The 14,850-nt window shown below is 65.6% G+C and carries 12 protein-coding genes; 4 read left to right on the forward strand and 8 right to left on the reverse strand.

From position 1 onward, the window contains the following. Positions 1-14: 14 nt before the first annotated feature. The 4 genes from ACE10X_RS22645 to dusB all read right to left on the reverse strand — a co-directional run bounded on the left by ACE10X_RS22645 (position 15) and on the right by dusB (position 6,289). Complete coding sequence (locus ACE10X_RS22645) at positions 15-2,486, reverse strand: ATP-binding protein (protein WP_375762891.1); 2,472 nt, start codon at positions 2,484-2,486, stop codon at positions 15-17. A gap of 177 nt (positions 2,487-2,663) precedes the next feature. Next, positions 2,664-4,106, reverse strand: coding sequence for a nitrogen regulation protein NR(I) (gene ntrC, locus ACE10X_RS22650; RefSeq protein WP_021079341.1), 1,443 nt, complete (start codon positions 4,104-4,106; stop codon positions 2,664-2,666). 9 nt (positions 4,107-4,115) lie between these two features. Further along, positions 4,116-5,291 (reverse strand): nitrogen regulation protein NR(II), encoded by a 1,176-nt coding sequence (locus ACE10X_RS22655; protein ID WP_375762892.1) that lies wholly within the window; start codon positions 5,289-5,291, stop codon positions 4,116-4,118. Further along, positions 5,288-6,289 carry a tRNA dihydrouridine synthase DusB gene (gene dusB / locus ACE10X_RS22660; protein WP_375764598.1) on the reverse strand — a complete coding sequence of 334 codons (1,002 nt, stop codon included), beginning with the start codon at positions 6,287-6,289 and terminating at the stop codon, positions 5,288-5,290. The genes ACE10X_RS22655 and dusB overlap by 4 nt, the downstream gene beginning before the upstream one ends. 285 nt (positions 6,290-6,574) lie before the next feature. Between dusB and ACE10X_RS22665 the strand changes: the two genes are divergently transcribed. From ACE10X_RS22665 to ACE10X_RS22675, 3 genes are all read left to right on the forward strand, one after another. Next, entirely contained in the window at positions 6,575-7,786 is a 1,212-nt protein-coding gene (locus tag ACE10X_RS22665; protein ID WP_375762893.1) for a bifunctional 2-C-methyl-D-erythritol 4-phosphate cytidylyltransferase/2-C-methyl-D-erythritol 2,4-cyclodiphosphate synthase, read from the forward strand. A gap of 1 nt (position 7,787) precedes the next feature. Next, a complete protein-coding gene (locus ACE10X_RS22670; protein ID WP_038386736.1) occupies positions 7,788-8,387 on the forward strand; it encodes a CinA family protein in 600 nt (199 codons plus the stop codon). Between the two features lie 173 nt (positions 8,388-8,560). Beyond that, positions 8,561-8,956: a BA14K family protein gene (locus tag ACE10X_RS22675; protein WP_038386735.1), complete on the forward strand. Its 396-nt coding sequence runs from the start codon at positions 8,561-8,563 to the stop codon at positions 8,954-8,956. A gap of 86 nt (positions 8,957-9,042) precedes the next feature. Here the strand turns inward: ACE10X_RS22675 and ACE10X_RS22680 are convergent, their stop codons facing one another. The 3 genes from ACE10X_RS22680 to lipA form a co-directional block, all read right to left on the reverse strand. Further along, positions 9,043-9,510, reverse strand: a complete 468-nt coding sequence (locus ACE10X_RS22680; RefSeq protein ID WP_038386734.1) for a type II toxin-antitoxin system RatA family toxin — start codon at positions 9,508-9,510, stop codon at positions 9,043-9,045. Then, positions 9,510-10,049 carry a DNA topology modulation protein gene (locus tag ACE10X_RS22685; RefSeq protein ID WP_038386733.1) on the reverse strand — a complete coding sequence of 180 codons (540 nt, stop codon included), beginning with the start codon at positions 10,047-10,049 and terminating at the stop codon, positions 9,510-9,512. Before ACE10X_RS22685 ends, ACE10X_RS22680 begins: the two co-directional genes overlap by 1 nt. A 101-nt stretch (positions 10,050-10,150) precedes the next feature. After that, complete coding sequence (lipA, locus tag ACE10X_RS22690; RefSeq protein ID WP_375762894.1) at positions 10,151-11,110, reverse strand: lipoyl synthase; 960 nt, start codon at positions 11,108-11,110, stop codon at positions 10,151-10,153. A 213-nt stretch (positions 11,111-11,323) separates the two neighbouring features. On the opposite strand from lipA, the gene ACE10X_RS22695 reads away from it, so the two are divergent. After that, positions 11,324-11,929 (forward strand): DNA-3-methyladenine glycosylase, encoded by a 606-nt coding sequence (locus ACE10X_RS22695; RefSeq protein ID WP_375762895.1) that lies wholly within the window; start codon positions 11,324-11,326, stop codon positions 11,927-11,929. An 18-nt stretch (positions 11,930-11,947) separates the two neighbouring features. Here ACE10X_RS22695 and ACE10X_RS22700 read toward each other — a convergent pair whose 3' ends face one another. Then, positions 11,948-14,815, reverse strand: a complete 2,868-nt coding sequence (locus ACE10X_RS22700) for a valine--tRNA ligase (protein WP_375762896.1) — start codon at positions 14,813-14,815, stop codon at positions 11,948-11,950. Positions 14,816-14,850 lie beyond the last annotated feature (35 nt).

A 14,850-nucleotide genomic window follows, 5' to 3' on the forward strand; every position in this document is an offset into this window, starting at 1 on the left:
TTACACCTGCCTTGTCAGTCGCTCGTCGCGGCTTTGAATTTTGGCTTTTGCGCATTTGGCTCTTGATTATTTGGCCGTTGATCGGCGGGATCTTGGATTGGTTCTTGGGTCGGTTCTTGGATTTTTGGTTCATTGTTGGTCGCCTGTGCCGGGCTGTTGGTCGGCTCCTCCGGCGGATTTTTTTCACTGTCCGGTTCGGTCTTGTCCGGTTTGACGTCCGGTTTTTGGTCCTTGCCTTCGGGCTTGCTTTCCGGCTTGGCCGCCTGGCCCGTGACGGCAAAGCGCAGCCGCATCCAGGCGCCGCGCTGGCCATCGCGGAAATCGGAGGCATCCTTGAGCTCGATGCGGCCGCCATGGTCCTCCAGAACGCGGCCGACGATCGCCAGGCCGAGGCCGGTGCCCTTCGCCCGGGTCGTGACATAGGGCTCAAGCAGGCGCGCGCGGGCGACCTTGGGCAGGCCGATCCCGTTGTCGACCACGTCGATCAGGATGTCGTCGTTCTCGCGCTGCGCCACGACGTCGATGCGGCCCTTGCCGAGTTCCTCGCGCGGCACCTGCTCGATCGCCTCGGTGGCGTTCTTGATGATGTTGGTCAGCGCCTGCGAGATCAGCCGGCGGTCGAACTGCGCGGGCAGCGGCGACTGCTTGATGTCGGCCTCGATGTCGAGATCGGGATGGGCGACCTTCATCAGGAACACCGCCTGGCGAACCACGTCGGCGACGTCCTCGCCTTCCATCACGGGCTTCGGCATCCGGGCGAAGCGCGAGAACTCGTCGACCATCCGCCTGATGTCGTCGACCTGGCGCACGATGGTATCGGTGCACTGCTCGAAGATCGACTTGTCCTTCTCCTCGGTGATGGTCTTGCCGAACTTGCGGCGGATGCGCTCGGCGGAGAGCTGGATCGGGGTCAGCGGATTCTTGATCTCGTGGGCGATGCGGCGGGCGACGTCGCCCCAGGCCGATGTGCGCTGCGCCGACACCAGCTCGGTGATGTCGTCGAGCGTGATGATGTAGCTGTCGCGCGACTGGCTGGTCTGCTCGGCCGAGACGCGGACCGACAGATTGCGCTCATGGCCGTCGCGCAGGATCGTGACCTGCCCCTGCACCAGGCGCTGGGTTCCCTCGCGCGCGGTCTTCATCATCTCGTCGAGCTCGGGCAGCACGTCCGAGAGCGGATGGCCGAGCGTCTCCGACTCCGCGTGGCCAATCAGCTTTTCCGCCGAGCGGTTGAGGACGCCGATGGTGCCAGAGGCGTCGACCCCGATGATGCCGGCAGAGGCCGACGACAGCACCGCTTCGATGAAGCGGCGGCGGCTGTCGATGGTTTCGCTGGCATCGACCAGCTCGTTGCGCTGGGTGCGCAGCTCCTGCGTCATCTTGTTGAAGATTTCGCCGAGCAGCGCGAGGTCGCTTTCCGACTTGTTGACGGGCACCTGGACATTGAGGTTGCCGGTCGAGACCTCGCTCGCCGCGCCCATCAGCTGGCGGATCGGCGACACCAACCCGTTGGCGAAGTTCAGCCCGATCAGCACCGAGGCCATCAGGATGGTCAGTGCGATCACCGCGAACATCAGCGCGAACGCGACCTGGATGCCGAGCCTGCGGGTCTCGAGCTGGGCATACTCGGCCGCGCTGGTCTGGGTCTGCTTGAGCTGGGCAACCACCGCCGGATCGAGCAGCCGTGCCACATACAGGAACATGTCGTCATAGGCCCGCAGGCGGACCACGGAGGCGACATAGTTTTCCGGAAAGACCGAGATCTTCGGTTCGGTCTCGTTGATGTCCTTCAGGATGTCGGGCGGGGGCGCCTCGTAGTTTAGGCGAACGCCGGTTTCGGCGCTGGCGACGATCTTGCCGTCCTTGTCCATCAGCACCGCGACCGGAAGATTGCGCGACTCGGCGCCGGCCGTCATCAGCTGCAGGAACGTCATGCGGTCCTGGTCGTAGAGCGGCCGCGCATGGGCGAGGTCATTGGCCATCGCCAGCGTGTCGCCGTTGATGAGCTGGGCGTGCTCCTGCATGTAGGCGCTGGCAATCGTCAGCGAGTTCTGGATCACCTGCTTGGTGGGCCCCGAGAACAGCCGGTCGAGGCCGCGCTCGATGGTGACGTTGGCCACGATCGACACCAGCACCGCGGGCAGCACCGCGATCACCGAGAACAGGCCGACGATCTGGACATGCAGCCGCGCCGCGGCCCGGCCGCGCCGCCTCGCCTGCACCATCTGCCAGACTTCCCGGACGATAATGCCAACCAGCAGCAGGATGGTGCCGGCGTTGATCATCAGGAAGGAGCGGACCACCTCGGACGTGGGCTCGATCGGGGTCAGCCCGGTCAGCACCACGAAAGTCAGGAAGGCGGACAGCAGCGCGATGGCCACGGCAAACGGCGCCAGCCAGCGCCGCAGCGGGAAGCCCCGCGCCTCTGCATTGGGCTCGGCCGGTGAGGCGTGTATTGTTGAAGCGGTGGTCTCTGCGCTGGTCATACCGGCAATTGAGCTGAGAGCGATCGCCCGCGGGAATTGCGAACTGATGCAATCATATCACAATGTTGCCGAATTGCGACATTTCCGCGGCGCAAACCAAGGTGCGGCGCCGTGTCCCCAAAACCATTTGTGACTACTCAATAACGGTGGTGGGGCCCGTGCCGGCCCCGTCAACCTCTACCCGCCGCTCCGGTAGACCTGGATGTCGAGGTCGCGGATCTTCTTGCGCAGCGTATTGCGGTTCAATCCGAGCAGGTCGGCGGCCCGGATCTGGTTGCCGCGGGTCGCCGCCAGCGCGGCGGTCAGAAGCGGGATCTCGATCTCCTTGAGGATGCGGTGGTAGAGGCCCGGCGGCGGCACGCCGTTCGGGAAGCCGGAGAAGTGCGAGGACAGATAGGCCTCGACCGCGCCGCCGAGATTGTCGACGCCGACGGTCGCCGTGCTGCCCGAGGTCACCGCCGGCGGCGCCAGCTCGCCGTCGATGACGGAAGCGGTGATGACGTCCTGCGGATAGAGCGCGGCGAGCCGCCGGGCGAGGTTCTCCAGCTCGCGGACGTTGCCCGGCCAGCGGTGCTGCTTGAGCCGCTCTAGCGCCTGGGCGTCGAGCTTCTTCGGCGGCAGGCCGTCCTTCTCGGCGAGCGAGAAGAAGTGCCGGATCAGATCGGGCAGATCCTCGATGCGCTCGCGCAGCGGCGGCAGCCGCAGCGGCACCACGTTGAGGCGGAAGAACAGGTCTTCGCGGAACAGGCCTTGCTGGATCAGGATGCGCAGGTCCTTGTTGGAGGCGGCGACGATGCGCACGTCGGTCTTGATCGGGGTGCGACCGCCGACCGTGGTGTATTCGCCCTGCTGCAGCACGCGGAGCAGTCGGGTCTGCGCCTCCATTGGCATGTCGCCGATCTCGTCGAGGAACAGCGTGCCGCCCTCGGCCTGCTCGAAGCGGCCGGAGGCGCGGGTGTTGGCGCCGGTGAATGCGCCGCGCTCATGGCCGAACAGCTCCGATTCGATCAGGTCGCGCGGAATCGCCGCCATGTTGACCGCGACGAACGGGCCGTTGCGGCGCCGCCCATAGTCGTGCAGCGCGCGGGCGACCAGCTCCTTGCCGGTGCCTGACTCGCCCGAGATCATCACGGTGAGGTCGGTCTGCATCAGCCGCGCCAGCACGCGGTAGATTTCCTGCATCGCCGGCGAGCGGCCGACCAACGGAATCGAGTCGAACTCGCCGTCGTCGGCGGGACTGGAGACCCGCTCCTTCGGCTCGGCCAAGGCGCGGCCGACGATGGTGATCAGCTCCTTCAGGTCGAACGGCTTCGGCAGGTATTCGTAGGCGCCGCGCTCGGAGGCGCGGATCGCGGTCATGAACGTGTTTTGCGCGCTCATCACGATGACCGGCAAATTCGGCCGCATCTTCTTGATCCGCGGCAAGAGATCGAACGCGTTCTCATCCGGCATTACCACGTCGGTGATGACGAGGTCGCCCTCGCCCTGGCTGACCCAACGCCACAGCGTTGCGGCGTTGCCGGTCAGGCGCACCTCATAGCCGGCGCGCGAAAGCGCCTGGTTCAGGACGGTCCGGATGGCGGTGTCGTCGTCAGCGACAAGTATGCTACCTGCAGGCATTGGTGTTCCTCATCGTACATCCTGAGAGGCAGGCGAGGACGTACCCGGAACGTCATCGCGGTTGCTTTGGTCGAGTTGTTTGGCGGCGCTGTACATCGGCATCAGCACGCGAAAGGTGGTTTTGCGCGGCTGCGACTCGCATTCGATGATGCCGCCGTGATCGCCGACGATCTTGGCGACCAGCGCGAGGCCGAGCCCGCTGCCGGTCTGCTTGGTGGTGACGAAGGGGTCGAACAGGTTCGGCAGCAGGTCTTCCGGCACGCCCGAGCCGTTGTCCTTGACGCAGAATTCCAGCGGCAGCGAGACCCGCGATTTCTTGCCGGGTACCGACAGCCGCACCCCCGGCCGGAACGCCGTGGTGAGCTGGATCTCCGCATCGGTGCCGAGATCGGCGACCGCCTCGGCCGCGTTCTTCACGAGGTTGAGGAACACCTGGATCAGCTGGTCCTGGTTGGCCAGCACCGGCGGCAGCGACGGATCGTAATCCTCGATGAAGCGCACATTGCGGGCAAAGCCGGACTGCGCCAGGCGCTTTACATGATCAAGCACGGAATGGATGTTGACCGGGCCGCGCGCCACCGGGCGGTCGTCGCCGAACACCTCCATGCGGTCGACCAGCGTCACGATGCGGTCCGCCTCGTCGCAGATCAGCCGCGTCAAGAGCCGATCCTCGGAGGAGGCCTGCTGCTCCAAAAGTTGCGCCGCGCCGCGGATGCCCGACAGCGGGTTCTTGATCTCGTGGGCGAGCATCGCCGCCAGCGCGATCACCGAGCGCGCCGCGCTGCGATGGGTGAGCTGCCGATCCATCTTGTCGGCAATGGTGCGCTCCTGCAGCATCACCACGATATGCCCGGGCCGCTCGGTCAGCGGCGCGACGTGCAGATCGACCTGGCGATCGCCGCCGATCCGCGGCGTGCCGAGATCGACCTTGTATTCGTTGACCGGCGAGCCGCTCGTCCGCACCTGCTCGATCAGCGCCAGCAGCGGGCTGCCGAACGGCACCAACTCCTTCAGCGATTGCCGGCGCAGGAACTGGGTCGAGATCTCGAAGAAGGATTCGGCTGCGATATTGGCGTCGACGATCCGCCCGTCGGGCGCGACCAGCAGCACCGGATTGGGCAGCGCATTGAGGATGGCCTCCCCGTCAGTCGGCACCGGCCGGCGGAATTCCATGGCTGACGTCATGCGGCAGCACTCCAGGCAAAATCGTCGTAGGCGTCGGCGAGCGAGCGATGCACGCTGGACGGCTCTTCCGCGGTCAGGATCGCCTGCCGCCAGGTCTTCAATGTCGCGGCCGGTGCGCAGCTATAGGCCGCAGCAGCCTCCAGCGCCCAGCCGAGATGCTTGCGCGCATGCTTGAGCCCGATGCGCAGGCCATAGTGGCTGCAAACCTCGTCATAGAGCGCGCAAATGTGCTTGAGCTGCTCGGCGAGCGACGGCGCGGCCTCGGCGATCCCGGTCTCCAGGCGGCGGCCGATCTGTCCCGGCAGCCAGGGCTGCCCCTGCGCGCCGCGGCCGATCATCACGGCGTCGGCACCCGACATCTCGAGCGCGCTGACCGCCTTGTCGAACGAGGTGATGTCGCCATTGACCACGACCGGGACGGTGACGGCGTCCTTCACGGCGCGCACGGCGTTCCAGTTCGCCTCGCCCTTGTAGAACTGGCAGCGGGTCCGGCCATGCACGGTGATCATCTGCACGCCGGCAGCCTCGGCGCGGCGCGCCAGTTCCGGCGCATTGAGCGAGCGGTCATCCCAGCCGAGCCGCATCTTCAGCGTGACCGGCACCTTGACCGCGGACAGCGTCGCCTCGATCAGCGTGATCGCGTGGTCGAGGTCGCGCATCAGGGCCGAGCCGGACTGGCCGCCGGTCACATGGCGGGCCGGGCAGCCCATGTTGATGTCGATGACGTCGGCGCCGGCGCCTTCGGCGATCCGCGCGCCCTCCGCCATCCAGTGGGTCTCGCAGCCCGCCAGCTGGACCACATGCGGCCCGATCCCGGCTGCCTCGCAACGCAGCTTCGACATCGGCTTGCCGTTCACCAGATCGTTGCTGGCGGTCATTTCGGAGACCACCAAGCCGGCGCCCAAAGTGGCAGCGAGTCGCCGGAAGGGCGCATCGGTAATGCCGGACATGGGCGCGAGGAGAACCCGGTTGGCGACAGCAATATCGCCGATCTTCAATGGGTTACGAGGAGTACTTTGCACGCCGGTCACAGCCGTCTCGTCGTTTTGTCAGCCACGCCATTGCAGCTGACATCGTCCATTCTGCGCACAATTCTTGTGCAGTCAAGGCTCATGCCTACGGTTTAGACATTTCTACCATTTGCGCAAGTGCACCGCAACAAAATCTGCTTTTCCCACAGTCATCGGCAAACGCTCTGTTTTTGCGCAGCGGTCATGCTAAGGGCTGTGCGCGGCGATCCTCGCCGTCCCCCTCATCCCCGATTCGTCTGTCACTGGTTCAAAATGCCGAAGCCTGAGCGTACCGCAGCCATCCTTGTTGCAGCCGGCCGTGGACTGCGCGCCGGCGCAGGCGGGCCGAAGCAATACCGGACGATCGGCGGACAGACGGTGATCTACCGCGCCATGGAGGCGTTCTCCGGACATCCGGACGTGTTTGCGGTGCAGCCTGTGGTCAATCCTGACGACACCGCGCTTTTCGATGAAGCGGTTGCAGGCCTCCGCCACCGGCCGCCAACGCCGGGCGGCGCGACCCGGCAGGCCTCGGTCCATGCCGGTCTCGAGGCGCTTGCAAGCCAGAAGCCGGACATCGTGCTGATCCACGACGCCGCGCGCCCCTTCGTCACCGCAGCCGTGATCTCGCGCGCGATCGCCGCGGCCGGCCGGACCGGAGCTGCGATCCCCGTGATTCCCGTCACCGACACGATCAAGCTCACCGGCGATACCGGCAACGTCGAGGCGACGCCGGAGCGCGCGCGCCTGCGGATCGCGCAGACACCGCAGGCTTTTCGTTTCGACGTAATATTGGAGGCGCATCGTCGCGCAGCGCGCGAGGGCCGCTCCGATTTCACGGACGATGCGGCGCTTGCCGAGTGGGCGGGATTGACGGTTGCGACGTTTGAAGGTGATGCTGCCAACATGAAACTCACCACACCCGAGGACTTCGTGCGCGAGGAAGCGCGGCTCGCAAGCCAGCTCGGCGACATCAGAACCGGCACCGGCTACGACGTGCACGCCTTTGGCGACGGTGACCATGTAATGATCTGCGGCGTGCGCGTGCCGCACACGAAAGGATTCCTGGCCCATTCCGACGGCGATGTCGGGCTGCATGCGCTGGTCGACGCGATCCTCGGCGCACTGGCCGACGGCGATATCGGCTCGCATTTCCCGCCGAGCGACGCCAAGTGGAAAGGCGCCTCCTCCGACCAGTTTCTGAAATACGCGGTCGAGCGCGTCACCGCGCGTGGCGGACGGATCGCCAATCTCGAAGTGACGCTGATCTGCGAGCGGCCGAAGATCGGGCCGTTGCGCGATACCATGCGGGCGAAGATCGCGGAAATCTCCGGCGTCCATATCTCCCGCGTGGCGGTCAAAGCCACCACCAGCGAGCGGCTCGGCTTCACCGGCCGCGAGGAAGGCATCGCGGCTACCGCGAGCGCCACGGTGCGTCTCCCGTGGGATGATAAAGGTTGGGACGATAAAGGCAGGAGTGCCTGACATGGGCGGCAGCGACGCTCGTGCCCTCTCCCGCTCGCTGCTCGACCTGTGCCGGATGCGCAAGCTGACCATCGCGACCGCCGAATCCTGCACCGGCGGCCTGGTCGCGGGTGCGCTCACCGACATCCCCGGCTCTTCCGACGTGATCGACCGCGGCTTCGTGACCTATTCGAACGAGGCCAAGCGGGTCATGCTCGGCGTCAAGGCGGCCACGCTGGAAACGTTCGGCGCGGTGAGCAAGGAGACCGCGACCGCGATGGCGATCGGCGCGCTGGAAAAGGCCGGCGTCGACCTTGCGGTCTCGATCACCGGCATCGCGGGCCCTGGCGGTGCGACGCCGGGCAAGCCGGTCGGCCTGGTGCATTTCGCCGTCGCGGCGCGCGACGGCCGCATCATTCATCGTGAACAGCGATTTGGCGCAATCGGCCGCAGCACGGTGCGGCAGCGCTCCGTGGTCGAAGCCTTGCGCATGCTGATGGAGCTTGCGCGCCCGCCGCAGGCCGCCAAGCCGCGTCGCGAGGCCGCCAGCCGGTTGCGGCCAAGGGTGGCCCGCTCGCCACGGAGCCACGCCGCGAAACGCCGCCGGCCGCCGCGCGGATAGGCCCGACTCAAAGTCGGGTCGCGCCACGGCCCGCCCTACACTGACTTGTGTCAACTGCGGCCCAGTGACGCCTACCTAAAATGGAACCTTGACGCGGCTTCGCCGCTTTATGTTGTTCCAACTCTGCTGTTTCGATTGTTCGTCCAACAGCAAAATCCCACAACAATGAGAAAATGATGAAGTTGGGAACTTTGCTCGTGGCCGCCATCAGCGCTGGCGCCATGACGCTGTCGACTGTTGCGCCGTCGTCCGCCGCACCACTCGCTCCCGCGCGATTGCAGGACCAGCCTACCTCCGTCGAGCATGTGCAGTATCGTCATTGGCACGGTGGTCCGCGTTACGGCTATCGCGGCGGATACGGCTACCGCGGTGGTTACTATCGCGATCGTGGCAGTAACGGCGCGGCGATCATCGGCGGGCTTGCGGCCGGTGCGATCATCGGCGGCGCCATCGCGGCAAGCCAGGCGAAGGCCAATAACGACGCCTATTGCTCCCAGCGCTTCCGTACCTACGACCCGGCTTCGGGCACCTACATCGCATCCGGCGGCGTGCGGCGATCCTGCCCGTAAGTCGGCGAACGGTCTCCCGCATCGTCCGTCGTGCCCGGCCTCGTGCCGGGCATTTGCGTTCCAGGGAAGCAAACGAGACGGCTTCGCTACGTCGACAGCTGCGGCTTGCCGTAGACCTGATCTGCGCGCTTCTCGAACGCCGCGGCAAAGCGCGAAAACGCGGCGTCGAACATCGAGCCCATCAGCATCGCCAGCATCCGGCTCTTGAATTCGTAGTTCAGGAAGAAGCCGACATCGCATTCGGCTTCCGACCTCGGCTCAAAACTCCAGCGATTCTCCAGATTGCTGAACGGGCCGCGCAGATATTCGACCAGGATCTTCAGATTGGGACGGTCGAGCGTCACCCTGCTGGTGAAGGTTTCCCGCACCAGCTTGAAGGACACCGTCATGTCCGCCACCACGACCTCGGTGCCGTCGTCCTTGGGCGTGCGCTGGCGGATCTTGAGCGACTGGCACAGCGGCACGAATTCGGGATAGCGCTCGACGTCGGCGACCAGATCGAACATTTGAGGTGCGGTGTGGCGGACCCGCCGCTTGCTTGAGAATCGTGGCATCAGTGGATACTCGCACGGTTTTGCCCGAGTGCGAGGCGCTTCAGATAATCATCCGCCTGCGCTCGATCGGTGAAGCAGACCAGCGATTGATCGGGCCGCAAGCCGGCAAAATACTCGATCAGCTTCGGCCGCTGCTGCTGGCGATAGGTCCAGACGTAGCGGAAGAATTCGAGATCGATCTTCTCGGGGCAGCCTTCCGCCATCTCAGGCCGGACGTGGCCATAGCTCCCGGCAATCCGCCTGAAGATGCCGAGCATGCAGGTCGACCGCGGCAGGTCGAACCAGATGATCGTATCGGAGAGCTTCCGGCGCAATTCCCCTGCACCGTGCCTCATGTAGTTCCCATCCATGATCCAGCGCGGTTCTCGGGCTGCTTCGGTCATGCGGCGCTCGAATTCGTCCCTGCCCGACTCGACCCAGCCCGGTTTCCAGAACAGCGCATCGATCGACACGGTCGGAATCCCTGTCATCGCGGACAGCCGCCGCGCAAAGGTCGACTTGCCGGATCCCGACGATCCCATCACCAGAACGCGCTGCATTGGTCCAGTCCAAGATTCGATCAACGTTCGATCAAGGTTCGGTCTAGGCCCGATCAAGCAACGGCGCGTGACGGCGCCGGCTTACCGCCGTTTACAAAAATCTAGCGACCGCGGGCCGTGCGCGCCGCCTGCAGTTTGGCGAAATCCTCGCCGGCGTGATGCGACGAGCGCGTCAACGGGCTCGCCGACACCATCAAAAAGCCCTTGGTATAGGCGACGCGCTCGTAGCCAGCGAACTCGTCCGGCGTCACGTAGCGCATCACGGCGTGATGCTTGCGGGTCGGCTGCAGGTATTGGCCGATGGTCAGGAAATCGACTTCGGCCGAGCGCAGGTCGTCCATCACCTGCAGCACTTCGTGCCGCTCCTCGCCGAGGCCGACCATGATGCCGGACTTGGTAAAGATGGTCGGGTCCATTTCCTTGACCCGCTGCAGCAGCCGGATCGAATGGAAATAGCGAGCCCCGGGACGGACCGTCAGATAGCGCGACGGCACGGTTTCCAGATTGTGGTTGAAGACGTCGGGCTTGGCCGCGACCACGCGCTCCAGCGCGCCGTCCTTGCGCAGGAAGTCCGGTGTCAGGATCTCGATCGTGGTGTTCGGGCAGCGCGCGCGGATGGCGCGGATCGTCTCTGCAAAATGCTCGGCGCCGCCGTCGGCGAGATCGTCGCGGTCGACCGAGGTGACCACGACATGACTGAGCCCGAGCTTGGCGGTCGCCTCCGCGACGTATTCCGGCTCGCTCGCCTCGAGCGCGCCGGGCATGCCGGTCTTGACGTTGCAGAACGCGCAGGCGCGCGTGCAGGTGTCGCCCATGATCATGAAGGTGGCGTGCTTCTTGTCCCAGCACTCACCGATATTGGGGCAGCCCGCCTCCTCGCACACCGTGACGAGGCCGTTCTCCTTCACGATCCGGCGCGTATCCGCATAGCCGCGCGTGTTCGGCGCGCGGACGCGGATCCAGTCCGGCTTCGGCGGCGACACGGCATCCGGCCGGTTCACCTTTTCGGGGTGACGCGGGCGGAGCTGAGTGGTGGAGATGGTGTCGACGATGGTGACCATGGATGCCTGCAAGTCGCGGGAGCATGATCCGGAAAAGTGGAGGCCGGTTTTCCCCCGACAAACCCGGAGCGGGTTTGCGCTGGAGATCATGCTCCGAACCAAGGGTTTAGCTAATCGGTGTTGACGCGGCTCGCAACCCGCCCCGCGACCCTAGCAGACCTGCCCATATATTGGCAGTCTTGCGGTCCGTTCCATGCCGATTCCCACCTCAAAATGCCTCAAAAACCCCGATTCACCAGCGCGACCGCGCCGCGCCTCGGCAAGGCGCTGAAACGCTCGTTCTTCGATCGCAGCGTCCACGAGGTCGCCCCCGACCTGATCGGCGCGACCTTCCTGGTCGGCGGCTCCGGCGGCATCATCACCGAGGTCGAGGCCTATCATCACACCGATCCGGCGGCGCATTCCTACCGCGGGCCGACCCCGCGCAACCAGGTGATGTTCGGCCCGCCCGGCTTCTCCTACGTCTACCGCTCCTACGGCATCCATTGGTGCGTCAATTTCGTCTGCGAGGAAGCGGGCTCTGCCAGCGCCGTGCTGATCCGCGCGCTCGAGCCGACCCACGGGCTCGCGGCGATGCGCCGGCGGCGCGGGCTGGAGGACCCGCGCGCGCTGTGCTCGGGACCCGGCAAGCTCTGCGAGGCGCTCGGCATCACCATCGCGCACAGCGAATTGCCGCTCGACCGCGCCCCGATCGCGCTCCATGCGCGGACCGAAGCACCCGACATCATCACCGGGGTGCGGATCGGCATCACCAAGGCCGTCGACCTGCCCTGGCGCTACGGGCTGAAGGGATCGAAATTCCTGAGCAAGCGGTTTTGAGCGCCACGGCGCTATCAGCTATGACGCCTTCTTCAACCGCTCGATCGCCTCGAGGATCTTGGCGCGGCGCTCCGTTGCTGCCGCGCGCTTTTCCTTCTCTTCCTCGACGAGCTCTTCCGGCGCGTTGGCGACGAACTTCTCATTGGCGAGCTTGGCATCGACCCGCTTGATGTCGGCGTCGGCCTTGCCGAGCTCCTTCTCCAGCCGCGTACGTTCAGCCGCGAGATCGATCACGCCCTTCAGCGGCAGCGCGACCGCCTCGCCGCGGACAAGGAGCTGCACCGCGCCTTCCGGCGGGTGATCGGCGAACGAGATATCCGACAATCGCGCGAGCCGCTTGATGGTGTCGCTCCAGCGCTGCGCGCGGTCCCGCGTCTCGGCGGAGGCGCCCGCGATCACCAGCGGCGTCAGCGTCGACGGCGGGATGTTCATTTCCGCCTTCACCGACCGCATCGCGGTGACGAGATCGACCACCCAGCCGATCTCGGCTTCAGCCGCGGGATCGCTGAACTCGTCGGCGTCGAGCGCGGCAATGACCGGTGGAATGATCGGATCGACCACCGGACCGGCGGTCGCGATCGCGGCCAGCTGCTCGCCGGTCACGCCCGACTTGCGCGGCCAGGACGCCAGTACCAACAGGCCGTCGCGCTTTGCGGTCACCGCCCACAGCTCCTCGGTGATGAAGGGCATGAACGGATGCAGCAGCTTGAGGATCTCGTCGCGGGTCCAGGCGATCATGGCGCGGGTCTCGGCCTTGGCCGCGCTCTCCTCGCCCATCAGCACGGGTTTCGCGAGCTCAAGATACCAGTCGCAGAACACGTTCCAGACGAAGCGGTAGATCGCAGCCGCGGCATCGTTGAAGCGATGATCCTCGATCGTCTCGGTGACCTCGCGGGTGACGCGCGAGGTTTCGTGCGCGATCCAGCGGTTCAACGTCTCCTTTGCGCCCTTCGGATCGAAACCGTCCGGCTTGACGCATTCGTTCATCTCGGCGAAGCGGCAGGCGTTCCAGAACTTGGTCGCGAAATTGCGGTTGGTCTCGACCAGATGCGGCGACAGGCGGATGTCATGGCCTTGCGCCGCCTCGCGGGTCAGCGCGAAGCGCAGCGCGTCGGCGCCGTATTCGTCGATCACGCCGAGCGGGTCGATGACGTTGCCCTTCGACTTCGACATCTTGGCGCCCTTCTCGTCGCGGACGAGGCGGTGGATGTAGACGGTCGAGAACGGCGCCTCCTTCATGAAGTGGAGGCCCATCATCATCATGCGGGCGACCCAGAAGAAGATGATGTCGAAGCCGGTGACGAGCGTGTTGGTCGGGTAATAGCGCGCGACCTCCGGGGTGTCGTCCGGCCAGCCCAGCGTCGAGAACGGCCACAGCGCCGACGAGAACCAGGTGTCGAGCACGTCCTCGTCACGCGTGATAAAGCCCTCGCGCTTGGCCGGGTCGACCGCCATGTCGTGGCCCTGCTCCGGCGTGATGACTTCCTGCTCGACGTAATAGCCGAGCGCGTGACCGACCGCCTCTTCCTCGGTCTCGGCGACGAACACCTTGCCGTCAGGTCCGTACCACGCCGGGATCTGATGGCCCCACCAGAGCTGGCGCGAGATGCACCAGGGCTGGATGTTCTCCATCCACTCGAAATAGGTCTTTTCCCAGTTCTTCGGCACGAACGTGGTTTCGCCCGAGCGCACCGCCGCAATCGCCGGCTGCGCCAGCGTCTTGGCGTCGACATACCACTGGTCGGTGAGATACGGCTCGATCACAACGCCGGAGCGGTCGCCATGCGGCACCATGTGGGTGTTGGGCTCGATCCGCTCGAGGAAGCCGAACTCCTCCAGCCTTGCGACGATCTTCTTGCGCGCCGCGAAGCGCTCGATCTTGTCGAACTCGGCGGCGAACTCGGCGGCGCCCATCGGCAGGCCGCGCAGATAGTCCTCGTTGCCCACCAGGCTGAGGCTGCCTTCCTGGTCGAGCACGCTGATCTGCGGCAGGCCGTGACGCTTGCCGATCTCGAAGTCGTTGAAGTCGTGCGCCGGCGTCACCTTGACCGCGCCCGAGCCCTTCTCCGGATCGGAATAGTCGTCGGCGACGATCGGAATCCTGCGGCCGACTAGCGGCAGGATGACGTGGTGGCCGACCAGATCGGTGTAACGCTCGTCGTCCGGATGCGCCGCGACCGCGGTGTCGCCGAGCATCGTCTCGGGACGCGTCGTCGCGACCACGATGAACGATTTCGGATCGTCGGGGCTGAAGCTGCGGCCCTCGATCGGATAGCGCAGGTACCAGAGATGGCCCCTGACCTCGACCTGCTGCACTTCGAGATCGGAGATCGCGGTGAGCAGCTTCGGGTCCCAATTGACCAGGCGCTTGTCCTTGTAGATCAGGCCATCGCGGTGCAGCTCGACGAACACCTTGACGACGGCGCGCGACAGGCCCTCGTCCATGGTGAAGCGCTCGCGCGACCAGTCGCAGGACGCGCCGAGACGCTTGAGCTGGTTGACGATGGTGCCGCCGCTCTCGGCCTTCCACTGCCAGACCCGCTCAAGGAATTTGGCGCGGCCCATGTCGCGCCGGCCCGGCTCCTGCCGTTCCATTAGCTGACGCTCGACCACCATTTGCGTGGCGATGCCGGCGTGATCGGTGCCGGGCTGCCACAGCACGTCGCGGCCGCGCATCCGCTCGAAGCGGCACAGGATGTCCTGCAGCGTGTTGTTGAGCGCGTGGCCCATATGCAGCGAGCCGGTCACGTTCGGCGGCGGGATCACGATGGTGAAAGGCGCGGCGTCCTTGCGTTCAGGCCGGCCGGCCTTGAACGCACCGCTCTCCTCCCAGATCCGGGCCATGCGGTGCTCGATATCGGCGGGCTGGTAGTTTTTCTCGATCATGACAATGCGCTGTGGACCATGGAAAGGGCTAGAAA

This window comes from Bradyrhizobium sp. Pha-3 (genome assembly GCF_042258325.1).
Taxonomy (GTDB): domain Bacteria; phylum Pseudomonadota; class Alphaproteobacteria; order Rhizobiales; family Xanthobacteraceae; genus Bradyrhizobium; species Bradyrhizobium elkanii.